Origin of the sequence: Acinetobacter bereziniae, assembly GCF_016576965.1 — a bacterium.
In the GTDB taxonomy this organism is placed as follows: Bacteria; Pseudomonadota; Gammaproteobacteria; order Pseudomonadales; family Moraxellaceae; genus Acinetobacter; species Acinetobacter bereziniae.
This window is the reverse complement of the sequence record NZ_CP066119.1, coordinates 1,065,767-1,090,299: the sequence shown is the minus strand read 5'-3', so window position 1 is coordinate 1,090,299 and position 24,533 is coordinate 1,065,767. Positions and strand designations below refer to the sequence as shown.

General features: G+C 37.3%; 23 protein-coding genes, 1 tRNA gene and 1 pseudogene. 16 read left to right on the top strand and 9 right to left on the bottom strand.

The features are described from left to right. Positions 1–359 precede the first annotated feature (359 nt). A complete protein-coding gene (locus I9192_RS05000) occupies positions 360–1,610 on the bottom strand; it encodes an MFS transporter (protein ID WP_005030796.1) in 1,251 nt (416 codons plus the stop codon). A 186-nt stretch (positions 1,611–1,796) separates the two neighbouring features. On the opposite strand from I9192_RS05000, the gene I9192_RS04995 reads away from it, so the two are divergent. From I9192_RS04995 to putP, 5 genes are all read left to right on the top strand, one after another. Beyond that, positions 1,797–2,423 carry a 1-acyl-sn-glycerol-3-phosphate acyltransferase gene (locus I9192_RS04995; protein WP_005030797.1) on the top strand — a complete coding sequence of 209 codons (627 nt, stop codon included), beginning with the start codon at positions 1,797–1,799 and terminating at the stop codon, positions 2,421–2,423. Between the two features lie 59 nt (positions 2,424–2,482). After that, complete coding sequence (locus I9192_RS04990) at positions 2,483–3,400, top strand: patatin-like phospholipase family protein (protein WP_010591294.1); 918 nt, start codon at positions 2,483–2,485, stop codon at positions 3,398–3,400. A gap of 136 nt (positions 3,401–3,536) precedes the next feature. After that, a complete protein-coding gene (locus tag I9192_RS04985) occupies positions 3,537–4,001 on the top strand; it encodes an NfeD family protein (RefSeq protein WP_004828157.1) in 465 nt (154 codons plus the stop codon). Positions 4,002–4,024: 23 nt separating this feature from the next. After that, entirely contained in the window at positions 4,025–4,879 is an 855-nt protein-coding gene (locus I9192_RS04980) for an SPFH domain-containing protein (RefSeq protein ID WP_004828156.1), read from the top strand. Between the two features lie 183 nt (positions 4,880–5,062). After that, entirely contained in the window at positions 5,063–6,559 is a 1,497-nt protein-coding gene (putP, locus tag I9192_RS04975) for a sodium/proline symporter PutP (RefSeq protein WP_005030801.1), read from the top strand. A gap of 101 nt (positions 6,560–6,660) precedes the next feature. Here putP and I9192_RS04970 read toward each other — a convergent pair whose 3' ends face one another. The 3 genes from I9192_RS04970 to prpF form a co-directional block, all read right to left on the bottom strand. Further along, a complete protein-coding gene (locus I9192_RS04970) occupies positions 6,661–7,572 on the bottom strand; it encodes a polyprenyl synthetase family protein (RefSeq protein ID WP_005030803.1) in 912 nt (303 codons plus the stop codon). A 153-nt stretch (positions 7,573–7,725) separates the two neighbouring features. Next, the gene (locus I9192_RS04965) at positions 7,726–8,688 is read right to left on the bottom strand and encodes a sensor domain-containing diguanylate cyclase (protein ID WP_005030805.1); all 963 of its coding nucleotides are present in this window, start codon (positions 8,686–8,688) and stop codon (positions 7,726–7,728) included. Positions 8,689–8,944: 256 nt separating this feature from the next. Then, a complete protein-coding gene (prpF, locus tag I9192_RS04960; RefSeq protein WP_005030806.1) occupies positions 8,945–10,132 on the bottom strand; it encodes a 2-methylaconitate cis-trans isomerase PrpF in 1,188 nt (395 codons plus the stop codon). A 319-nt stretch (positions 10,133–10,451) separates the two neighbouring features. On the opposite strand from prpF, the gene I9192_RS04955 reads away from it, so the two are divergent. From I9192_RS04955 to I9192_RS04905, 11 genes and pseudogenes are all read left to right on the top strand, one after another. Further along, entirely contained in the window at positions 10,452–11,822 is a 1,371-nt protein-coding gene (locus I9192_RS04955; RefSeq protein WP_004828147.1) for an amino acid permease, read from the top strand. Between the two features lie 72 nt (positions 11,823–11,894). After that, a tRNA-Arg gene (locus I9192_RS04950) sits at positions 11,895–11,967 on the top strand. Between the two features lie 162 nt (positions 11,968–12,129). After that, positions 12,130–13,455 carry a tyrosine-type recombinase/integrase gene (locus tag I9192_RS04945; protein WP_200150167.1) on the top strand — a complete coding sequence of 442 codons (1,326 nt, stop codon included), beginning with the start codon at positions 12,130–12,132 and terminating at the stop codon, positions 13,453–13,455. Positions 13,456–13,552: 97 nt separating this feature from the next. Next, positions 13,553–14,290: a hypothetical protein gene (locus I9192_RS04940; RefSeq protein ID WP_200150166.1), complete on the top strand. Its 738-nt coding sequence runs from the start codon at positions 13,553–13,555 to the stop codon at positions 14,288–14,290. A gap of 126 nt (positions 14,291–14,416) precedes the next feature. Next, positions 14,417–14,632, top strand: a complete 216-nt coding sequence (locus I9192_RS04935) for a transcriptional regulator (RefSeq protein WP_200150165.1) — start codon at positions 14,417–14,419, stop codon at positions 14,630–14,632. A gap of 2 nt (positions 14,633–14,634) precedes the next feature. Next, the gene (locus I9192_RS04930) at positions 14,635–15,297 is read left to right on the top strand and encodes a phage antirepressor KilAC domain-containing protein (RefSeq protein ID WP_200150412.1); all 663 of its coding nucleotides are present in this window, start codon (positions 14,635–14,637) and stop codon (positions 15,295–15,297) included. Between the two features lie 306 nt (positions 15,298–15,603). Further along, on the top strand, positions 15,604–16,161 hold the full coding sequence (locus I9192_RS04925; protein WP_200150164.1) for a hypothetical protein: 558 nt from the start codon (positions 15,604–15,606) through the stop codon (positions 16,159–16,161). Further along, complete coding sequence (locus I9192_RS04920; protein ID WP_200150163.1) at positions 16,154–16,321, top strand: hypothetical protein; 168 nt, start codon at positions 16,154–16,156, stop codon at positions 16,319–16,321. The genes I9192_RS04925 and I9192_RS04920 overlap by 8 nt, the downstream gene beginning before the upstream one ends. Then, positions 16,311–17,134, top strand: a pseudogene (locus tag I9192_RS04915) (helix-turn-helix domain-containing protein). Before I9192_RS04920 ends, I9192_RS04915 begins: the two are co-directional and overlap by 11 nt. Next, positions 17,131–18,504, top strand: coding sequence for a replicative DNA helicase (gene dnaB, locus I9192_RS04910; RefSeq protein ID WP_200150162.1), 1,374 nt, complete (start codon positions 17,131–17,133; stop codon positions 18,502–18,504). The pseudogene I9192_RS04915 and the gene dnaB overlap by 4 nt, the downstream one beginning before the upstream one ends. Positions 18,505–18,506: 2 nt before the next feature. After that, positions 18,507–18,872, top strand: coding sequence for a hypothetical protein (locus tag I9192_RS04905; protein WP_200150161.1), 366 nt, complete (start codon positions 18,507–18,509; stop codon positions 18,870–18,872). A 214-nt stretch (positions 18,873–19,086) separates the two neighbouring features. Here I9192_RS04905 and I9192_RS04900 read toward each other — a convergent pair whose 3' ends face one another. The 5 genes from I9192_RS04900 to I9192_RS04880 form a co-directional block, all read right to left on the bottom strand. Then, positions 19,087–19,518, bottom strand: coding sequence for a hypothetical protein (locus I9192_RS04900; protein WP_373887377.1), 432 nt, complete (start codon positions 19,516–19,518; stop codon positions 19,087–19,089). After that, on the bottom strand, positions 19,518–20,006 hold the full coding sequence (locus tag I9192_RS04895) for a hypothetical protein (RefSeq protein WP_200150159.1): 489 nt from the start codon (positions 20,004–20,006) through the stop codon (positions 19,518–19,520). The genes I9192_RS04900 and I9192_RS04895 overlap by 1 nt, the downstream gene beginning before the upstream one ends. A 21-nt stretch (positions 20,007–20,027) precedes the next feature. After that, positions 20,028–20,486: a hypothetical protein gene (locus tag I9192_RS04890; RefSeq protein WP_200150158.1), complete on the bottom strand. Its 459-nt coding sequence runs from the start codon at positions 20,484–20,486 to the stop codon at positions 20,028–20,030. 86 nt (positions 20,487–20,572) lie between these two features. Then, positions 20,573–23,344, bottom strand: coding sequence for a hypothetical protein (locus I9192_RS04885; RefSeq protein ID WP_200150157.1), 2,772 nt, complete (start codon positions 23,342–23,344; stop codon positions 20,573–20,575). A gap of 35 nt (positions 23,345–23,379) precedes the next feature. Beyond that, positions 23,380–24,512 (bottom strand): IS3 family transposase gene (locus tag I9192_RS04880; RefSeq protein WP_223672967.1). Its coding sequence is split into 2 segments (ribosomal slippage): positions 23,380–24,260 and positions 24,260–24,512, totalling 1,134 coding nucleotides; the frame shifts between segments, so codons are not numbered across the junction. Positions 24,513–24,533 lie beyond the last annotated feature (21 nt).

Below are 24,533 nucleotides of genomic sequence, written 5' to 3'. Positions count from 1 at the left end.
CCCTTAAAATTTCTCATTATTTGAGAAATTCAAACTAGAATAAATATTTATAATGGTTGTTACATATTATTTTATAACCTAATAGATAATCAATTCTGCCCATTCAATTTGGATTGGCTCATTCTTCGGTGTCAAAAGAATGAGCCAATAAAAAAATCATACAGGAATTAATTTCTATACTTTTAAAATTGACAAAAAAGTAATTTTTGTCTTATCTAAATGTAATGTAAAATAATGACCTCTAAATCATAAATAAAATGCTATTGTTTAAGTTGATATTTAAATTCATTTTAAAATAAGAAAATTTAAAACAATAATCAATATCTTAATCGAGAATAATACTATTCATCTAAATAATATTACTTTTCACACATATTTCTCATCCAATATATAATTGGAATTAAACAAAGCACACCGATAAGTAAAATTAAACTTAAGAATTTTAAATACCCCAGTTGATCTCCAATCATTCCACTTACTGTATATAGGACTCCACTGATGCTTGCCATGATTGAAACTTGAAAAGTAAAATCAGTTCCAGCATATTCGCTTCGGCTATACTGCATTACCAAGGTTAAAATCACCACCAATAACATTGCAGCAAACATGTCTTCTAAAGCATTAATCAGATAAATTATCCACGGCGCAACAGGAACGGCTTGTTCATATAAAATTGCCAACCAAACGAAACCTGCTAAACTGATTAATTTCAAGACAGAAAATAACAATAAGGCTTGATGACGTTTTATTTTCTTTAATAACAATCCTGCCAACCCAGCGCCGAATAGTGCAGAAAATGCGCCCAGCATTGTAATGTAAATACCAATTTGAGAAAGGCTCAATTTCAAATCAACCAATAACGGTTTAGTGATTGGACCTGCAAATCCATCTGTAACTTTGATTGTGCAAAGTACAAAAAACCATGCTGTTAATTCTTTATTTTCAAAGAAATACCTTAAATAATCTCTAAACCATTCAAAGCGATCTATATTTGTTTGATGTGATGTCTTTTTGCTGGCAATACGTAGATGTTCAGGTTCTTGATAAAACCAAATTGGCAGTGTATTGCAAGCAACGATAGCGGCCAAAATAAGAAAAGTCATCTGCCAACTGAGCCAATCCATTGCCCATAAAATTGCTCCACCACCTACAATAAACCCTAGGCGAGAACCAATAACCTGAAACATATTACCAAAATGTTGCTGTTCTTCTTTTAATATTCTTACTGCCAAACCGTCAGTAGCAATATCTTGAGTTGCACCGATGCTATTCATACACAGCAATGCAATAAAAAACAGAAATAAAAACCGTGGTTCATTTAAAGATTGAATCGGTAAGAAAGATAAAATAACCAGAATGACAATGGTTAAAATCTGGGTGGGAATAATCCAACTACGATAATGCCCTGCTTGGTGATGTCCATAACGATCCACCAAAGGTGCCCATAAAATTTTAATTGCCCATGGTGCCATTAACAGTCCAAAACCACCAATATGAGCCAATGACACGCCTTGAGCACGTAAGACCACTGGCAACGCATGAGTCATAAATCCCACAGGTAAACCTTGAGCCCAGTATAAAGAGAATAACAATAAATAATGATATGGCATGCTAACTCGACTCAAGAATCATCAACATTGACTCACCTGCAATGATTGAACACTTTAAATTTGATATGTTGCTTTAATTTGCAAATTTTGTAATATTTACATTTTGCGGATATCCAATGGATGGATGTCTATGTTGTATTAAGCAAAAAATGAATACCAATACAAGAGCAGTCACATAAAAATACGATGTCACAGAATTTTCCAAATATACCCGATCAAGTGCCCCAGCGTGGCAATACCACCAGTCGCAATATATTTAAAAACCTTTACTTGCTTCAAGGCTGGGGTTTTGAGGGTGAGTTTCCGAACTTACCTAAAGCCGTGGTGTTTATTGCTCCCCATACATCAAACTATGATGGTTTATATGCCTTTCTTGCGATGTTAGGGATTGGTGTTAAAGTCACCATTTTTGGCAAAGACAGCCTGTTTAAAACGCCATTGAAATCTCTTTTTGAGTGGATTGGTGTTATTCCCGTTCATCGCGACTCTCCACATGGGCTGACACAGCAAATTATCAAAGTGATTCAACAACAGGAAAAAATCTGGATTGCAATTGCGCCTGAGGGCACCCGAAAAAGAGCAGAAAAGATTAAAAGCGGTTTTTATCATATCGCCATGGGTGCGGATATTCCAATTGCTGTCTTTTCATTAGATTATGAGAAAAAACGTATTCATTGCTTAGGCACACTACAACCTACAGGTGACTATGACAAAGATTTAGATGATATTTTAGCGCGTTTTAAAGGAAACTTTTCGCCTAAACGTCCGCATTTATTATCACTTCCTTTACAAAAACTATGGAAAAATGGCTAGAAAAAAAAGATGCAATCTGTTCAGATGTGCAGCATATATTTTTGAAAAAAGTAATTCCCATGCGTGTTAAACAACTTGGTTTTATAGGCTTATTGGGTCTAGCCCTCGTTGGCTGTGACAAGACAGCAAAAACTCCAACCCAAACCACAGCAATTAAGGCTCGTGAACCTGTTATTGCCATTGCGCTTGGCGGCGGCGGTGCAAAAGGTTTTGCTCATATTGGTGTACTTAAGGTTTTAGAATCTCATGGGATTAAGCCAAAAATTGTAACAGGCACCAGTGCAGGGAGCTTTGTTGGCAGCATCTATGCCAGTGGTAAAACCCCTTATCAAATGCAACAAATTGCCCAACAATTAAAAGAATCTGATTTACGTGATTTAACTTTAAATAGCCAAGGCATCGTGCTTGGTCAAAAACTACAAGATTATGTTAATCGCAATGTCGCCAATAAACCGATTGAACAGTTTCCGATTCGTTTTGCAGCTGTCGCAACTCGTTTAGACAACGGCAAGAAAGCAGAGTTTATTAAGGGTAATGCAGGTCAGGCTGTCCGTGCTTCTTGTAGTATTCCCAATGTATTTGTGCCAGCGACAATTGGAAACACCAAATATGTTGATGGGGGCTTAGTAAGTCCAATTCCAGTACAAACTGCGCGTGATATGGGCGCGGATATTGTCATCGCTGTTGATATTTCTGCTCGTCCGAGTGGTAGTCAGCCAATGAATATGTGGGGATTATTAGATCAAACCATTAATATCATGGGGCAACAAAGTATCAATAATGAATTGGCTCAAGCCAATATTGTGATACAACCTAAAGTTGGGCATTTAGGAACACTTGACCTTAAATCAAGTAATCAGGCAATTTTAGAAGGTGAAAAAGCCGCACAGGGTAAAATTATTGCAATTCAGAATGCGATCTCAAACTTTAAAAAATCCCCTGCTGCTTTAAAACCTGCGCCACGAGCAAAGTTTTAACTGGATCATGAAATACTTCGCTTCATCCTAATTGAATATAAGAATAAATACGTTTTTATATGCAGTATTAAAATGATCTGCTACATTGGTAGAGATGATTCGTCATCTATACCAATGATAATCACTAGGGTAGATTATGGACTTTATTTTTGAACCGTGGCATTGGTTTGTACTTGGCATATTGCTGATCTTATCTGAACTTATTCTACCTGCATTTGCTGCCTTGTGGTTTGGTATCGCTGCAGTTGTGGTCAGTATTTTGTTTTGGCTGTTTCCAAGTATGAGCTTTGCCTTACAAGTCGTGTGTTGGATTATCTTATCCATCATCTGTACTGTCGCTTGGTTTAAATTCGTCAAACCACTTTCTATAGATAAAACCAAAGCTGGGCTTCCGCGTGAAGCAACGATTGGACAAACCGGTATGGTCATTCAAACTGGACTCAGTCATGATCAGATTCGCGTGCGCTTTCCGATGCCTGTTTTAGGTTCTGATGAATGGAACTGCCGTACCCTATCACCTGTACAAGTGGGTGACCGTGTACGTGTGACAGATATTTTAGGTAATGATTTAGTTGTACAGCTACATTCATCATCTCAATAATGAAGAATAAAGAGGAAAATTAAATGGGTTTTGGTTCTATTGTTGTTTTAGTCTTATTTGTATTCGTTGCTGTAACCATTTTTAAGGGGGTTCGTATTGTCCCTCAAGGTTACAAATGGATTGTACAACGTTTAGGTAAATATCATTCTACTTTAAGCCCTGGCTTAAACTTCGTCATCCCTTATGTCGATGAAGTTGCTTATAAAGTCACAACCAAAGATATCGTTTTAGATATCCCGTCACAAGAAGTTATTACTCGTGATAATGCTGTTTTGGTGATGAATGCTGTTGCATATATCAACCTGACGACACCTGAGAAAGCAGTCTATGGTATTGAAAACTATACATGGGCAATTCAAAATCTTGTACAAACTTCACTTCGATCAATCGTTGGTGAAATGGATTTAGATGATGCTTTGTCTTCGCGTGATCACATCAAAGCAAAATTAAAAGCAGCGATTTCAGATGATATTTCAGATTGGGGAATTACCCTCAAAACTGTAGAAATTCAGGATATTCAACCCTCTCATACCATGCAAGCTGCCATGGAGGCTCAAGCTGCTGCTGAACGTCAACGTCGAGCAACAGTGACTAAAGCAGATGGTGAAAAACAAGCTGCTATTTTAGAAGCAGATGGTCGTTTAGAAGCATCTCGTCGTGATGCAGAAGCACAAGTTGTTCTTGCTGAATCATCTCAACGTGCGATTGAAATGGTCACCTCTGCCGTTGGTGACAAAGAAGTTCCTGTTGCCTATCTACTTGGTGAGCAATATGTAAAAGCGATGCAAGATATGGCGAAATCTAATAATGCTAAAACAGTTGTGTTGCCAGCCGACATTATGAATACCATTCGTGGTGTTATGGGCAGAAATAATTAACTCCCTCATCCCCAAGGTCAAAATAGGTAATCTTAAGGTTACCTATTTTTTTTGCCTTTGAAATTTAGCACTCTGTTTTAACGTTTAAGAAATGATCAGCATTTTTTTGTAATTTGTGGTTAAATTTCACGTTATTTTAGATTCCACCTTGAATCTGAATCTTTCCACGTATATGGATATCGTATGAGCTCCCTTAACCCCACGTTAATTACCTTTCTATTTTATATAGTTGCAATGGTCATCATTGGCTTAGTCGCTTATCGCGCCACAACCAGTTTTGATGATTATATTTTAGGTGGACGTCGTTTAGGCAGTTTTGTTACTGCATTGTCTGCAGGTGCATCTGATATGAGCGGTTGGTTGCTGATGGGTTTACCTGGTGCAATTTATTTATCAGGTCTATCTGAAATCTGGATCGCCATTGGTTTAATCATGGGTGCTTGGCTGAACTGGTTACTGGTTGCAGGTCGTTTGCGTGTCCACACTGAAATTCAAAATAACTCACTTACACTTCCCGATTATTTTTCAAATCGCTTTAATGATCATAAAAAGATTTTAAGGGTTGTGTCTGCTGTTGTGATTCTTATTTTCTTTGCCATCTATTGTGCTTCTGGCATGGTGGCAGGTGCGCGTTTATTCGAAAGCATGTTCAACATGTCTTACAGTACGGCACTTTGGATCAGTGCTATTGCGACAATCAGTTACGTATTTATTGGCGGATTTCTTGCTGTCAGTTGGACAGATACCATTCAAGCAGGATTGATGATTTTTGCATTATTACTGACCCCGATTGTCACCATACTCAGTTTAGGTGACATGACTACAGTAAATGCAGCATTAGACGCAGCACGCCCTCAAGCCTATAGTTTATTTGCAGATTTGAGTGGTATTGCTGTCATCTCACTTTTAGCATGGGGCTTAGGCTATTTTGGGCAACCTCATATTCTGGTTCGCTTTATGGCAGCAGATTCGGTGAAATCAATCCCAAATGCACGTCGTATTGGTATGACTTGGATGACACTTTGTCTAGGCGGTGCAGTTGCTGCAGGTTTCTTTGGGATTGCCTACTTCCAAATGCATCCTGAATTAGCGGCAACGGTCAATGCCAATCCTGAAACGGTATTTATGGAATTAACTAAAATTCTATTTAACCCATGGATTGCAGGTATCGTTTTAGCGGCTATTCTTGCTGCTGTCATGAGTACCCTGAGTTGCCAGTTATTGGTGTGTTCAAGCACTTTGACAGAAGATTTTTACAAAGCATTTATTCGTAAGACTGCATCTCAAAAAGAACTGGTCTGGGTAGGTCGTTTAATGGTTTTACTGATTGCTGTTCTTGCTATTGTTCTTGCCAGTAATCCTGAGGCGAAGGTTTTAGGTTTAGTCGCTTATGCTTGGGCTGGTTTTGGTGCTGCATTTGGTCCATTGATTATTCTTTCTGTTTTCTGGAAACGGATGACTTTATCTGGCGCTCTTACAGGTATGATTGTGGGTGCGCTTGTAGTGATCCTTTGGAAAAATATTCCAGTATTTGCAACAACTGGTATTTATGAAATTATTCCAGGCTTTATTTGTTCTTTTATCACCATTATTTTATTTAGCTTGATCAGCAAAGCACCTTCAACAGATATGATTGAACGTTTTGAAAAAGCGGATGCAATTTACAAAGAATCTGTTTAAGCCTATCCCCCCCTTTTCATAAAGGGGGAATTTTAATGCTTTATCTGCGCTGAATTATCACGACTATAGTATTGATGTATCTTGCTCTTTAAATATTTCCGTTAGCTTTTTCGAGCCAACAAGAATTGTGAAATTTGGTTGAGCTCTTTGGCATCTTCTCCAAAATAAGCAAGTGCTTTAAATGCTTGATCATGTAATTGTTGCGCATAAATTTGAGCATTTTCCAAACCCATTAACGCAGGATAAGTTGATTTATCCACTTGCTCATCTTTGCCTGCCGTTTTTCCTAAAGATTCAGTATCCGAAATAACGTCTAAGATATCGTCTTGTACTTGAAAGGCTAAACCGATCGCTTGACCATACTGACGCAGTTGCGGAATCGCCTGATCCGTTCCTGAAAAAATGGTCACAGCAGCCATCATAATTGCTGCCTGAATGAGTGCACCTGTCTTATTACGATGAATATTTTCTAGATGTTCCTGATCAACATGTTTGCCTTCAGCCTGTAAATCTAAAACCTGCCCACACACCATTTTTGAACTGGCTGTTGCCAAAATCTGCATTTGCTTGAGAATAATGGCTTGATCTACTGTTTGTCCTTGATCGAAAAGCCGACTCCCTAAAACCTCAAATGCCATGGATTGCAATATATCACCTGCCAATAATGCAGTGTCCTCACCGAAAGCGACGTGACATGTCGGTTGTCCACGACGTAATAAATCATTGTCCATGCAAGGTAAGTCATCATGTGCCAATGAATAGCAATGTATAAATTCAATTGCCACTGCTGCTCGTCGCACCGCTGCAAAATTTGGATTATCAGCTTTTAATTGAGATGTTGCATAACTTAAAGCAGGTCTAACCCGTTTTCCCCCTAACATCACAGTATGATGCACAGCTGATTTTAATGGTTCAGGCAAAGAAAAAGCATCTAAAGCTGTTTGTAAATCTTGCTGAATTTGCACTTGTGCCTGTTGTAAAATTTCTGCATTTACATGGGGAGTTGAAGTCACATCTGCCTCGTTTTGCACAATTTTTTAAAACTAGAAATCAAGTTTTAAAAAAATGGATATATTGGATGAGTCAGAGACATTCTACTATGAGTGATTATAATTCTCACCCATTTATTGGCATACATATAGCGAAATACAGAACTAAAGCTTTATTTAATCCAAACCTAAATTTTTAAATAAAAATAAGGAGTTTTTGCCTTTTTTCTTTGCGTAACGAACAGCGAAATCGAGTTCTTTTTTAACATCAAGTTCTACATTTTGATGTTCTGGATCTAAATGCACAATCCCAATAGATGCCGTTAGATATTCATCGTTTTTTCCAAAAAAGATTTTTTCTTCAGTAATGGCAAATCTAAATCTTTCAGCAAGTGTCATGACTGCCCACTCAGTCAACTGCGCTATCGCAACCACAAAACTTGCTGAATTTAAACGAAAAATCTGTGCTTCAGTTTGACTGATGGCTTCGCTAAGTACAGCGCCTAACCGAATTAAAATATCATCTCCAGCAGTATAACTGTTGAGTTGGTTAAAACGCTTAAAGTCATCTAAATCAATTTTAATGAACGAAATTGTTGTTTGCTGATTCTTTTTCCATTTTTCACTTAGGTAATGATCAAAAGCAAAAGCATTTTGTAAGCCTGTCACTAAATCCAAATAAAGGTGATTATGTAACTTTCGATTATTATTTAATAAAACATTTTCACGTCGTTTTAACCGCGTAATATCAGAGCAAACCACCACAACCCTTTCAATTTCATTATCTTGATTACGAATTGCTTTAAAATAAGAGAGATAGAATTTTCCTTTAACATAAAATTCCTGCTCAAAATCATTTTGATTTTTTGCAAAATGGCGCATTGCTTCATTAAAATGGGCAAAAACCACTGTGGAAAATGTATTTAGCAACTTATCAAACAAATACAGTGCATCACTTTCATAAATGTCCGCAAACTTTTGATTCACACCTAAAAAGCGTGCTTCTTGATCAAGCAAAGCGATCGGTAAAGGAATCTGCGAGATAAACGAAACCAAATGCAATTTATCTATATCTTGTAAATATTCAAAAACTTTCAAACTTTCAAGGCTAGCTTGTAGTTTTATAAGCTCTTGTTCCATACACCACCTCAAAGCTGATTTATTTTTGAATAAAGTGAAATCAGCGTTGAATTCACCTCTAAATACAAGATTGAATACGTAGAAAAAGCATTCAATAAAATAAGTTTCTATATAATATAATTAATATTATGCAATACACCACTCAAAAATAATGCAATTGACGACAAACGTCACAAAATAACAAAACCTTGCATAAGCAAGGTTTTTTGTCGAAATGAATTAGACCAATCGATAAAGCTTTAAATCTTAAAAGAGATTAGAAACTATCCGCAGGAATACGTACCCAACCTTCCATAAGCACTCGTGCACTACGACTCATGATGGCTTTTTTTACAACCCATTGACCATTTTCATTTAAAGCTTGTGCGCCCACTCGAAGCGTTCCTGACGGATGACCAAAGCGTACTGCCTCGCGCTCACCACCTCCAGCAGCCAAATTCACCAAGGTTTGTGGAATAGCTGCCGCCGTGCCAATTGCCACCGCTGCTGTTCCCATCATTGCGTGATGAAGTTTACCCATTGACAGTGCACGAACCAGTAAATCTGTATCTGATTGTGTCACTTGTTTACCACTTGAAGAAGTATAACTTTTAGGCTTAGACACAAATGCCACTTTCGGAGTATGTTGACGATTTGCAGCTTCACTAATGTCCTGAATCAAGCCCATTTTCAATGCACCATAAGCACGAATTTTTTCAAAACGCGCTAAAGCGGCACTATCAGCATTAATATCATCTTGTAGTTCTGTGCCTGTATAACCAATCTCTTCTGCATTTAAGAAAATTGTTGGAATTCCTGCATTGATTAAAGTGGCTTGGAATGTACCAATTTCTGGCACATCTAAAGTATCAACCACATTGCCTGTTGGAAACATTGCTCCGCCATCTTCGCCATCGTCCGCAGGATCTAAAAATTCAATTTGTACCTCTGCCGCAGGAAAGGTTACACCATCTAGCTCAAAGTCTCCGGTTTCTTGAACTTGACCATGACTTACAGGAACATGTGCAATAATCGTTTTGTGAATATTCGCCTGCCATATACGAACAGTACAAATACCATTTTCAGGAATTCGATCTGCTGCGACCAAACCATTACTTATTGCAAAGGAACCTACCGCAGCAGTGAGATTTCCGCAGTTACCGCTCCAATCCACAAATGCTTTATCAATTGAAACTTGTCCAAAAAGATAATCTACATCATGCTCAGGTTGTGAACTCTTTGACAAAATCACCGTTTTACTGGTACTTGATGTTGCACCACCCATGCCATCAATTTGCTTTCCATAAAGATCTGGACTACCGATCACTCGAAGTAACAATTGATCACGTGCTTGTCCAGCTGTTTGCGCGCGTTCCGGCAAGTCCTCCAACCTAAAGAACACACCTTTACTGGTCCCCCCACGCATATAGGTTGCAGGGATTTTGATTTGCGGTGCAAAACTCATTTTATCGCATTCCTTTCAATTATCTTTGTTGTCTAAAATAATGAATCATTATTCAGTTTTATATTACCCTTTTTTTTTGAAAAAACACGGATTGATTGACTTAAGTATGAAATAAAAAAATGAAAATTGAATAAATATCCACCAGTTTAAATATAAATTTAAAAAGCTAAAATAAAACTTATTACATTGAAAATTAAACAAAAACCTAGAGATACTGTTTTTTGACTTTGCAGTTCTCCTTTATAAATCAATCCGATACTAGGCTAAAAGTAACCAATCTATTACAATATTTAAATTCGTATAAATAGAGCTATATACATTGAGCAACGAGTCTACACAGTTACAACGTGGACTTAAAAATCGTCATATTCAATTGATTGCCATGGGTGGCGCTATTGGAACAGGACTGTTTTTGGGTTCAGCACATGTCATCGAAAAAGCTGGGCCATCCATTATTTTGGGTTATGCAATTGGCGGTTTGATCGTTTTTTTAATTATGCGTCAACTGGGGGAAATGATTGTTCATGAACCTGTTGCGGGTTCTTTTAGTCATTTTGCCAATAAATACTGGGGGAAATTTCCAGGATTTTTGACGGGCTGGAATTACTGGATGCTTTATGTTCTGGTCGCAATGACAGAACTCACGGCTGTAGGTAAATATATCAACTATTGGTGGCCTGAAATCCCCAATTGGATTTCGGTACTGTTTTTCTTTGTCCTGATTACACTCATCAACTTAGGAAATGTTAAATTCTACGGTGAATCAGAGTTTTGGTTATCTATTGTTAAAGTCACTGCAATTATTGCCATGATTGTTTTTGGTATTTATCTGATACTTACCGCAGATGTTACATCCGGTATCGCTTTTTCAAATCTATGGTCGCATGGTGGTTTCTTCCCCAACGGATTTGAAGGGTTATTCTTTATGCTGGCTTTCCTTATGTTTGGATTTGGCGGAATCGAATTAGTTGGTATGGCTGCGGCTGAAGCAAAAGATCCTGAAAAAACCATTCCGAAAGCAATCAATCAAGTTGTGCCTCGTATTTTGATTTTTTATGTGGGTTCAATGATTATTCTTTTATCATTGGTGCCTTGGAATCAATTAAATTTTGGTGGTCTAGACAAAAGTCCATTCGTCATGGTTTTCAGTATGATTGGGATCGCATGGGCAGCCCACTTGGTGAATTTCATTATCTTGACCGCAGCACTTTCTGTATATAACAGTGGTATGTATGCCAATAGCCGTATGCTTTATGGTTTAGCCAAGCAAGGAAATGCACCTAAAATCTTTACCAAAACCAATAAACACGGCGTACCTATTCCAGCAGTCCTACTTTCTGCGTTCTTGATTTTAGGTTGTGTGCCGTTAAATTACTATTTGCCAGAAGACGCATTAAGTCATTTGATGTATGTGGTTGTAGGTGCCTTAGTACTCAACTGGCTAATGATCACTTTGACCCACTTAAAATTTAAACGTGCATTACGCTTAACCAATCAAACCAGTAAATACCCTGCTCTATGGGCTCCAATGAGTAACTTTGTGGTGATTATCTTTATTGGTGTGGTTTTATATATCATGTGGGATCAAGGTTTTAAAGAATCGGTATTGATGATTCCTGTATGGATCACGTTAATGCTAATTTTATTTGATATTTTGAATCCGAATGAAATAAAACCAGAAGAAAAATAGAACGAACATAAAGCTATTATCTCGATAATAGCTTTTTTTTCATAGGCATATACGGTAAATTATTGACTTATCGCGCCCTTAGCTTAACTGGATAGAGCAGTTGCCTCCTAAGCGACCGACGTGGGTTCGAGTCCCGCAGGGCGCACAACCCTAATAGCAAAACATGAAACAATTTTGTTTTAAATTATTAATATTCAACAATATAAATAAATTAGATAACAAAATACGAATAAATATACAAGGATATAGTTGCAAAAAATAAGGATATCATTGAGGATATATGTAGTTCTATTTAATTTATATCCTTATGGCTAGAAAAACGATTCCTCTTTCCGACTCTAAATGTACTGGATCGCGACCACAGGATAAAGATTACTCTTTATACGATGGTCATGGATTAATCTTATTCATTCGAAAAAGTGGATCTAAAGTTTGGAGATATAAATATAAAAGAATCAATGGAAGAGATGGTTTAATGACTTTAGGAAACTTCCCTGCACTGAGTTTAAAAGCGGCAAGAGACAAACGCCGTGAATTTGAAAAATTAATTGCCAATGGGATTGATCCTATAGATTACTCTGAGATTCAAAAAGCTAAACTTGATGGTTCTTATCAATTCGAATCAGTAGCTCGAGACTGGCATAAGGCATATGACAATACCGGTCGCTGGGTGGAGGAAACAGCAGAAAGGGCCTTAAAAAATCTAGAAGATTATGTTTTTCCTAAATTGGGGAAAAAACAAATTGATTCAATTAAACCTAGAGAACTTATTCAAGTAATACAGGCTATTGAAGCACTAGGATTTACAGAGGTTGTAAAAAAAACTCGCCAGCGTCTTACTAGTATTTTTGCTTTTGCCATGTCCAAAGGATTTATTGACAGCAATCCTGCTTATGGTCTACAGGATATCTTTATTCTAACTAAAAAGATCAAGCATCATCCGCAACTGCCATTGGAAAAACTGTCAGAACTTCAGTCTAGACTTGCTTTAGATACAGGTTATCCGTTAACTAGATTATGTGTGGAATTCTCTCTGCATACATTCGCGCGTTCGAGTGAAATACGATTTGCACGCTGGAATGAGTTTGATTTTGAAAAATCTATTTGGACAATTCCTCATATGAGAAGCCCCGTGGAAGGCTATAAATATTCATATCGTGGTGCAAAAATGAAAACGCCACATATGATTCCTCTATCTAAACAAGCATTAAATATTCTTAGAGAAATCCAACAGTATAGTGGTCATGGTGAAAATGTTTTCCCCAAAAATGGGGACCCTCATGGCTTCTTAAGTGAAAGTACTATCAATAAAACCCTACGACGCCTAGGGTACAACACAAATACAGAGATATGTGGTCATGGTTTCAGAGGTATGGCATGTGCCGCACTCATCCAAAGTAAACTTTTTCAAAAAGATGCTGTAGAAAAGCAAATGAGTCATCAAGAACGAAATGAAGTCAGACTTGCATATACTCATCAAGCAGAGTTTTTAGAAGAACGTAAGGCAATGTTAAATTGGTGGAGTGATTTCTTAGATGCCAATAAAGTGACTACAATTAGTCCCTATGATTATACAGCGAAAATTTTAGGTGATGAAATCATTCAGTTTAAATATGCAAAGTTAACTAAATAACTTTGCTAAAAGTTTGCTAAGCCTAGGCTGATCTCCGAAAGTCAGATACCCAATCCGATTGGCTTAGCTCCTTTTTTGGGAAGCCCTGGGAGGCAAAATGAAGCAAATCCAACTCAATTCGTTAGAAGAAGAGCTTGATTATTGGTCACCTATTATGGAAGTACAATCTCTAGTAGGTGATGCTCGTGACTTCTTCTTAAAGGAGTTATTTCCTTATGAAAAAACAGAAAAAGTAATACCAGAAGAACAATATATAAAAGAAATGAGTAATTTATTCACTAAACACTTTACTGGTAGACACAGCGACCCAAATCGCCCAACAGGAATACAGGCTGAGGAGGATTTTTTTGACTCAATACTTAATAATGAAACTGACGAAGAGTTAAAGAAAGAGAGCTTAAACTCAGCTCTATATCAACTTTTAAATATTGTTTGTATGTATGTCTGTGATGCAGCAGAAGTCTTAAAGAATATAAAAAAAGAATTTAATGACGGAGAAGCCATAATAGTAGATCACTCATTAATCACAGATAATAAAATTTTTTATTATCTATGTAAGGCTAATTATTTTATTGGTCTTTGCAAAGCAACTCATGCTGGTAACCTAGGTTCAAAAGCTCAACTTAGAGAAAAAATGGCTAAGTTAGCAGAAAAGAAAAATGAATCTTTACGTAAAAAATTAGATGAAGATTTATTAACAATTCAAAAGATATGGCAAGAAAGCAATTGGGCTTCATATACTCAATGCGCAGATTATATCTTCGAAAATAAACTTATAGATAGACCACATCGAAAAATTTATGAATTAGTTTCTTTAGCTGCAAAAAATAAATAATTACATAGTGCGACGTAGAATGTACACCTATCGATTGAGAATGTACAACAACGTCGCACTAGGTTTTATAATCTAAAAACAATCACTTAATTTACAACCATAAATTTGCAAAAGAATGGTTGTAATATGAAAGTTATTCCAATACGCATTCAATTCAGTACTGCATGTCAGATACTCGATGTAACACGTGAATCGCTTCGCCATACGATCCGTAAAGATCCTTCATTTCCACGACCAATGAAAATGGGCTCATCAAAGCAAGCTCCTGTCTTCTTTGACTATCAAGAAATTATTGAATGGCACAACAGTAAGAAAGAAGCTGCTGCTGAAATGGAGGCATAGTGATGTTTATACCATGTCGATCTAATTCAGAATGCAACCTCATGTCTAGTAAAGAATTACTAGAACTAATTAATCATGTTCGTCATGGCGTAGGAGAGCCTCTACTTCGCCTGAACAGTTTCAATGCAAAAATTGAAGATGAACTTGATGGAGAGAACTACACAAAAAATGTAGTTCAAAATTTCAACAACACGGAGTCAATTGTATTTCAACTCACTCTTGATCAATGCATGCTGATCGGTATGCGTGAATCAAAAGCCGTTCGTAAAAATGTTTTAGCTGCATTAAAGCAAAAACAAACACCCCTCTTACCTCAATCATTTGCTGAAGCATTACAGTTAGCTGCAGACCAAGCAAAACTACTTGAACTTGCAGCCCCAAAAGTTACTTACTATGACACCGTAGTTGAAAGATCAACTCTATTAAATGCTTCTCAAGTAGCTCAAAAAATTCAGTTGTCAGCAGTAAAGATGAACCGAATCTTGGAATCTTTGAATGTTTATCATCGCGGAGTAAAAAGAGCACGATTATTTCAACAATGGTTTATTGATAAGGGTTTTGGAGAGGTGAAGCAGACAGAACTTGGTTTTTCACAACCAATGTTCACCACAAAAGGCGAAACTTGGATTATTGAAAAGCTAGTAAGTGAAGGGGTTATTTCATGAAATATCCAACTATTTTTAGGTGTGCTCTTTTCAAATTAATTTTATTGATCTATATTACAGGTGTCTGGTGCAAAATCACTAGATTAGCTTTGGTCGGCTATAATTACACAAGCGCATACAGTCCGCTTCGGGCTTTTTTATGCGTAAAATCTCTATGCTTCTGCATTTCTATGGTGAAGCTGGAGAGGGACATCTTCGGATGTGCGGGTCTCTTGTGTACCTGTCGACCAACCCTTTTCAGCTTTGCCACCCTCATTTGGTCGTGACTGGTAAAGCTCCTAAACAAACACAAGGAGTGCATTCATCATGAACGCAAAAGTACAAATTCAATTATCAGAACCATTAGTTTCTTTTTACAGCGCCTCAGATATTATCAGTGCTTACTCACTTGTATCTGAAACTGCCACACAGCTTCGAACTTTGGTTAACCAAATCAACAAAGAAACGGCTTTCGTTAAAACATTCGCACAAGAACATGATAGAGCCGACTCCTCTGCCTTTGCTGAACTCGAAAATCTAATCATAATTTCCTGGCAGCTTGCTAACAGCCAAGCAGATACCTATGACCTTGAGCTTAAGAGACATCAACAAGAACCCGATGATCACTACGACGCAGGTGGTCTGTACGATGCGTATTCATTAGCTTATGAAAATACATCATGGCTTGAAACCATGTTCTATCAAGTTAAAGATGAAGTCGAAGTAGTCAAAGAGACCATTAAGCAAAATACTCATAGTACCGTCTTTGCAACTCTTGAACGTTTAATTCATATTGCTGCGTATTGGGCAGAGTGCCATAGCAATACATTCGATATTGAACGCGAAAAATATGAACTTGAGTGGGAGGCTACTAAAAATGGATAAGCCTTCAAATGCTTCAAAAGAAATTATTACAGCACCACAAAATTCGCCACCAAAGCCCTTATCAGGTACATATGCTGAATCAGTGCGAATGACACCTGAGCGCATCCTTAATGCCGTAATCAAAAATAAGGAACGGCAAGGAGTATCTATTGAGCATTGATGCAACCCGCTGGGCTTGGACAGCTCCAGTCAATAACTCATCACAACGTCTCGTTCTGCTTTCACTAGCAGATCGAGCTGGTGAACATCATACCGCATGGCCAAGCATTGAACGTCTTGCCTTAGATACAGCCTTGAATGAAAAAACTGTTCAAAAGGTCATCTTAGAGCTTATAAAGCTAGGTTTAGTTGTAGATACTCTTGAACGTACTGGACCAACAAAACGAGTGCGCATTCTTAAACTGAACGGCGTAAAGGACCGTGGAGATTCATGCGACAGGAATAACACTTTAAATAAAATGAATGCTCTTAGAGAAAATGATAACAACCCCAATATTGGTGATATTAAACAACCCCAAAAACGGAATGATTCCAATTTTGGGAACAACCCCAAAAACGGTACTTTGAACGACCCCAAAAACGGTATTTTGAATGATCCCAATATTGGGGTGCAGAACCAACCATTGAATCTATCAATGAATCTCTCCAGTGAACACGAATGGATTCCAGATCATAATCAACTGATCGCAGTTTTAAATTCAGCTGGTCAACAACAAAATTTGGAATTAATTTTTGGACTACCTGATTTCGATTTTCAGCTCGGGGCATTCAATGCACACTATTTTGGTCAAGTGATGCCAAAAGCAAAAAAATGTATTCATTTGCAAGATGGATTATTGACAAGTTTGAACGCTATCAGAAAGCTAATCCAAATTATATAAAAAAGGTCGCTGAACAATCACAACTTGAGCAAGCTCAAAGACTAATCAAACTTCCTACGAAACCTAAAAGTTTACTTGGGAAAATGCTATGAATACCAATACTGCACCAATTCACAATTTACAGATTGAACAAGCTGTCCTTGCAGCATTGATGACAGTTGCTGAATCTTATGCTCAAGTTGAAAGTCTACTGACTGAGCAAGATTTTCATGCAACACGCCATAGGCTTATTTTTAATGCGATTGTAGACCTTGATAGCAAAAACTCTCCATACGATGCCGTACTCGTCAGTCAATGGCTAGAAATGCACAATTACAGCGAAGCATCAGGCGGAGAGAAATATCTCATGCAATTGATGAGTGATGCTCCTTCCAGTTTCTACAATCTGCAATCGTACGTAGAAAAATTGAAGGATTTTACTGCATGTCGTCAGGTTGAAGCTGAAGCACTGAAAGTAATCCATCAAGCCCGACATTTAACTATCAGTCGTGGTGAGCTGGTACATAATGCTCAAGCCGCTTTTGCGGACCTGAATACTGAGTCAGGAAGTGAATTTCTATTTCATATCCATGATGCTGCAGCAAATACATTTCTTGAAATCAGCCGCAAGATGGAAGCAATGATTTCTGGCGAAACAATGATTAAGGGTATCCAAACAGGTATATATGATCTTGATAAAAAACTAGGAGATATCGAACCTGGTTGCTTAATGATTTTGGCAGCACGTCCAGCCATGGGTAAAACCACCATGCTACAAGTTATAGCTAATTATGTTGCGGTGGTTCAAAAAAAACCTGTTTTAATTATGTCTGGTGAAATGCCGAAGGAGCAAATTGCTATGCGTCTCTGCTGCGCTGTAGCACCCGCAGACATCAGTCTGGTACGCAACTCACCTCATCTACTACAAAAAGATGAATTTACCGCTTATACCGATGCTGTGGTGATGCTTAAGAACGTACCAATGAAGATAAATGACACCTCTCGCCCATCAATTGCAAATATTCGCGAATCTATTCGTAAAGTGAAGCACCAGTACGGATTGATAGGTGCTGTATTTATTGATTATCTGCAAATAATGAAAACCACTAAATCGTTCGCTCGTGAAGACCTTAAGATTGCTTATTTCACAGGTGAACTAAAAGCCATGGCTAAAGAGTTTAATTGTGTCATTGTCTTGTTGTCACAGCTTAATCGCGAACTTGAGAAACGACCAAATAAGCGTCCAATGATGTCAGATCTACGTGAATCGGGCGCAATTGAACAAGATGCTGATCAAATTATTTTTTTATATCGAGATGAGGTTTACAACAAGGACACGCAATTTCAGGGTATTGCTGAGGCAATTATCGGAAAGAACCGTCACGGTGAAGCGGGTACTGCCTATATGCACTCTCAATTGAAATACTGTCAATTTACTAACTTAGATCATGATGCAATTCATCAAATTCAAAGGAATATATAAGAATGAGTTCAGTTAATGTAGATACTATTAAATACGCCAATTCAATACAAGAACGGTTTATTAACATCAAACAAAAAAAGAAGGTCAAAGAGTTCCTTGTCAAACAAAGAGGTTACAGACGCCCTGACTTTAACCGCATGATCTTAGATTTATGTCGATTGAAGTGGACCCATGAGAAAATTGCATTTGTCTTGCCAGTTTCTGGCGCCAGTACTGTGTCAGAATGGGCACGCGGTGGTACTCCTAATTTTGAACATGGTGAAGCATTCATCGAACTGTGGAAAGCAGAAACAGGCGTTGAACGTATACCGCGTGAAGGTGAATGGCAAACATATAAATATGAAATTGGTCAGTTAGAATTACTTTAAATATTATTTAAACGCCCTATTTAGGGCTTTTAAAATGTCAGCAATAAGTAAGTATTCTCAAGCATTTTTATAGTATAACAGAGCATAGATTTTTCATGTAACACACCTTTTTTTTATCGTGTAACACCTTAAAAAATTATCATGTAACACCATTAAACTGTCCATTTTTTTATCGTGTAACAGTAGATTTTGATGTTTTTTGACCAATTTAAGATTACCTAGCAACAATTTTCATAGGCTGAAAATCATCAATCTGAACTTTCTTACTTTTTAATAAATCTTCTCTTTTACCATCTATGACCAATACAGCACGCTTAACTTGAATTATCCAAGTACGATCTGCCTCGCACATGTTTTCAGATTCTATAAATACTTTACCGAATGCTTTGCCAGAAAGATTCTGAACATCATCATAAGTAATAATATCGTCAGAATTCCCTTTTATTTTCCCAGCTTTATCCTTTGTAACGTGCTCTAAATATAGCTTGTCATTGGTACCAAGAAAATCATGAATTGTTACGTCCACCACAGCAGAGCATATTCCCGAGTTCACATATCCTGTTTTGGAATGTTGTAAGGTGATTGGAGTGGCTAAAACTAATGAACATGTAATAGCTGCCAAGATTAAAGTTATAATTTTTTTTATCATGAAATACTCCTTTGTATTAAAGCCATAAGTGAATCTAAGTTTTCCCAACCTACATCTACAATTTTTGTTGTTAAGTGCTTTAACCCCTCTGCCGGTAGTTCTTTTATTGCTTCTATCATTGTAGTTTTGCGCTCAAGACTAAGATCAGAACTCATGATTTTTGCAGTTAGAATTGCTTTTAATTGCTCAGTTTCAAACTTAATAATCACTGTACCTAAGATTGAAGATAGTCCACCATCATCTGCTAAAAAGTCCATACCTGTATGTGTAATTAATACTGGACCAAAACTAAACATACCATCCATAGAAATAGATAGTGAATTTGGGCTTATAAGCCTATGCTGTTCTAAATACTTTAAGTTCGCGGCCAATTTCAGATCATCCAAAGGCTCATATAGTTCATCTAGCTCATCACCAACGGGACGTGGATAAACAGTTGAAGCGATTTGTAAAATTTGTCTCTGTAGTTCTCTATCTAAATTCATTGAAATTGTTTCTCAAGGGTTTTAATGATTATAGTTTTCTATAATTATCCAGCTTTTCTTTTTGCCATCATAAATAGGTTGTAGCTTTGCAATAGTTGCATAATACCAAAAATCATGACGTCGATTGTGGATCGGAAGTACTATTATAAAATCCCCCTCATTAAATTCAGCATTTATGTTTCCACACGGTGCATTTACCTTCTGGAAGCCATCTTGAGTGACAATGTTGACTTGAACATCCACAGCAGATCGTCCTAGGTTCCCCATATTAGAATCATTTAAAGTTCTTTGAAATGATGCATTCTCAAGAACAAATCCATGGATTGGCTTATTATGTATGATCTGAGAGCTATATTTTTTACGAAGAAATTCTGTTAGATCCTTTGAATTATCAAAAATCAAGACTTTTTTACTTTCAGCCTTTCGAAAAATCAATATTGCAATTATTAGAATAGTTATAAAGATTATAAAATATAACATTTAAGCCTCTTTCCATATTGATATCTATGTATAAACAATATAGTTAAATAGCTTAAAATTAAAAAGGAGCTTTAGCTCCTTTTCCTTTACTTTCCAAATACTTTTCCGACATCTGGTGCACGAGCATTACTAAAACCATCATCCCACGAAAAATCACCAAGCCAACTAGTACGTCCTTGTTCTCGCTCAGCTTTACGCATAAGTTTTTCACGGTAACCGGGTGCAACGCTATCCTGAATTTCATCAAATAACATTTTATTTAAAGCCGCTTTTGCATACCATACATTTTGTGCTGGAGTCTTGCTCTTAGCAAGTTTAAATGCTTCATTCGCTGCGTTAGTATCTTTGCCTTTATACCACTGCATCATATTTCCCGCTGTAAGACCAAAGATGGATTCTAAGTCCCCTCCCATTGGGCCAGTAAGAAAGTCAGCAAAATCACGTCCACTTGGATCAGCACCTGCAACAAATATGTCACCTAGAATTGAAAGCCCTCCACCTTTTAATGCTGATCTGCCCCAGAATTCCATTGTCTTATTAGGATCATCACTATCCCATATTGTTAGAGGGTCGTTACCTAAAGCAATTTCACCTAATTGAACAGATAGACCACCAAGTAGCGTCATTGCAAATGCAAGTGATACACCATACTCGGCTTTACCTTTTAATCCATTCTGCGCCATCATTCGGCTTCCATGTCGCATAAGAAACGCCACAGGAAATGATTTGAATTGCAAAAATCCACGTGCAAAAAACCCAAGAGCATCACCACCAGTTGTTCTACCAAACATTCTAGTTCTTTCACGTAAACCTGCCTCAACTACTGCAAACCCTTGTTCATCATTTAAATGTGCATGCAATTGAGTTGCGAATTGGTCGCGTAACTTTTCAGCAAGTTCTCTTTTTTCGCTATTTATACTTTTATTCAAACTGTCCACAATATAATTGCGTTTAGCTTGGCGATCATTTACACGAGATTGATATTGTGAAAATTCTTCATCCAATGATTTAACACGTTTATCTAATTCATTAAATTTCTTGTCAATTGACTTGTTTGCTTCACTTTCAGCCTTTCTAATTTTGGCGCGTAGCTCAACCATACGACGCTCGGCATTACCTAAACGCTTTCCTAACTCCTCACCACGTCGACCATATTGCCCAGCATTACGCTCTACATTTTTACGTGTATCTTGAGCTGCTTTATCTGAGTGACGACCATCTTCGACTTGTTGCAAAAAGTCTTGTATTCGATTGGATTGCTTTTCAGCTTGCAGATAGGCGTTAATATCGACCTGAGCTGCCGCAACCTCGTTTTGGGTATTAAGCAAATCAATACGATCTTGTAGTGCTTGTTTTTCAGCACTTGATTTTGAATCTGTGCGATTTGCATAGTCTTGTAAGCGCTGTGAAAACTGTTGTTTTAAGTCATCAATTTGCTGTGCCTTATTTGCTATGCGCTGATCATCTTCAAAATTACGCTGATTTAATTCATTAATTTGATTATTAATTCCATCTACTAGATTTTTTACATCATCATCCATTACTGAAAGTATTTGCTCATCAGTCATTTTACGAATTGAACGCCCACTCATTAACTGCAAGCCTTTCCCATCATCAATTGCTTCAGCAACTTTCATTACCTTCCATAATTGTTCATCTATACCCGTTCTCTCTAATAACTCTCGATCAATATCTGTCAATTCAGTCCATGATTTTTCTTTAGTCATTCGACCATATTTATCCATCATAAGCTTTGTAAAGGCTCGTTTAGCTGCTGCTGACCAAGCATTTAACAAAGAGGCTCTCATTACTTGAGTGGCTATAGAGCTGGATGTTTTTGCGATTTTGGATGATTTACTGTAAACATTAGTTAAGCCATCATCTCCCCATCGTGCTAAGGAACCTGTTAATTCATCGACAGCTACACCTAATGATGCAGCAAGTTTTCGATGTTCCGAGTTTTTAGGGTTTAGTTGTTGAATCATTTCTCCAAACATTTTTCTGTATGAAATTCCATGCATGTTTGCCATTTTACGCATTGTTGCAAGATCACTGGCTGAGGATAAAAGCGCACTTCCCAAAAGGGATGATACATTTAAACTACGATAAGCAATTCCTAAATTATTCAATACCTCAAATTCAGGATTGGTATTTTTCCCCATTAAAGCATCAAACATCACATCAGACCGTTCCAATGCCCTATTTACTTTTTTTTCATCGATTCCTTTATCGTGATCTATTTTTTTTGCTGATTCCTTGAGTATGCGCATAGCATTGTTTGGATTACTACCTAATTTCTCGACTATAGCTATATCTTTTGCCATACCATTAATATGCGTTTCTATTAAGTCCAAGAAAGGCATTGCCCCATATTTAGCTTGCATATCCATCCAAGAGTCAGCATCTTTCCAGTGTAATACTCGACTCTCAGAGTAACGACTTGTTATTTTGGAGCCACCGCCAAACCCGTTACGCCCAGGTTCTAGTTTATTTAATCCTCCCGATTCTAGTGTTTTAAATGCTTCTGTTAAAAATTCTATAACTTCCTGTTCATTAAATTTTTTTCCATCTGTGTGAATAAGGCTTGAGCGATCAAAATTCTCAAGCGCATCTTGAATCCATGTATCAAAACCAGCGTCTTTAATCTTTTTATAATCCCAATGTGTTGGAAGTCCGTATTTGTCTAATTTACCAATATCGCCACCAGAACGGTTAAATCGCTCACGTAAGTTCTTATCAAGAACTTTTTCTATTTGTTGGGAAATTTGCTTAGCTAAAACATCACCTGTGTTTTCTTTAAATGTCTCTCGAATGATATTTTTTACTAAAGGCAGAGGTGGTCCCACTTGTTTGAACAACTAAAAGCTTATTTATAAGTGATACTCTGCTCTAGTTAAGCTACCTTATTTTGTTGTGGTAGCTGGTCATAGTAAAACTCATCTGGAGTCATTTTGTCCAGACTCGAATGAGGTCGTTTCAAATTATAAAATTCAAAATATGCGTTTAATTGCTTCTTCGCATCCAAAACATTGCTGTAGGCTTTGAGATACACCTCTTCATATTTAACGCTCCGCCATAATCGTTCAACCATCACATTATCAACCCATCGACCTTTACCATCCATACTGATTTGAATGCCATTTGATTTCAATACATCAATAAATGCATCACTGGTAAACTGACTGCCTTGGTCTGTATTAAAGACTTCAGGTCGGCCATATTTTTCAATAGCTTCATTTAATGTTTCTATGCAAAATGTAACCTCCATACTAATCGATACTCTATGCGCAAGTACCTTGCGGCTATGCCAATCAATCACAGCACATAAATAAACAAAGCCTTTTGCCATAGGGATATACGTTATATCCGTAGACCACACTTGATTACTGCGCTGAATAGCCAATCCTTTGAGCAGATATGGATATTTACGGTGAGCTTGATTGGCCTGACTTAGATTTGGTTTACGATATAACGCATTAATGCCCATTTTCTTCATTAAAGTACGTGTATGACGTCGTCCTATATGATGTCCTTGACGATTCAATAAATCACGCATCATACGGCTACCTGCAAAAGGGTATTGCATATGTAACTCATCCATACAGCGCATCAGCTTCAGATCTGATTCACTCACAGGTTTTGGGCGATAGTAATAACAACCACGGGAGACTTTCAGCAGCTTAGCTTGCTTAGATACTGAAATCTGAAGTGAGTCATCGATTAACTTTTGTGGTTGAAGCGACCCAGTTTCTTCAACACACCTTCTAAAAAATCAATTTCTAATGCCTGCTCACCGATTTTTGCATGTAGTTTTTTTAGATCGATGGGTGGTTCTGTTGGAGCTTTTGATTGATCGAAAGCTTGCGAGGAAGCTGAAATCAGTTGATTTTTCCAGTCAATAATTTGGTTTTGATGAACATCAAATTCAGCACTCAATTCAGCAAGTGTTTTTTCTGCTTTAATCGCAGCAAGTGCTACCTTAGCTTTAAAGTCATTTGAATGATTTCTTCTTGGTCTACGTGTCATAAAATACTCCATATATTGATG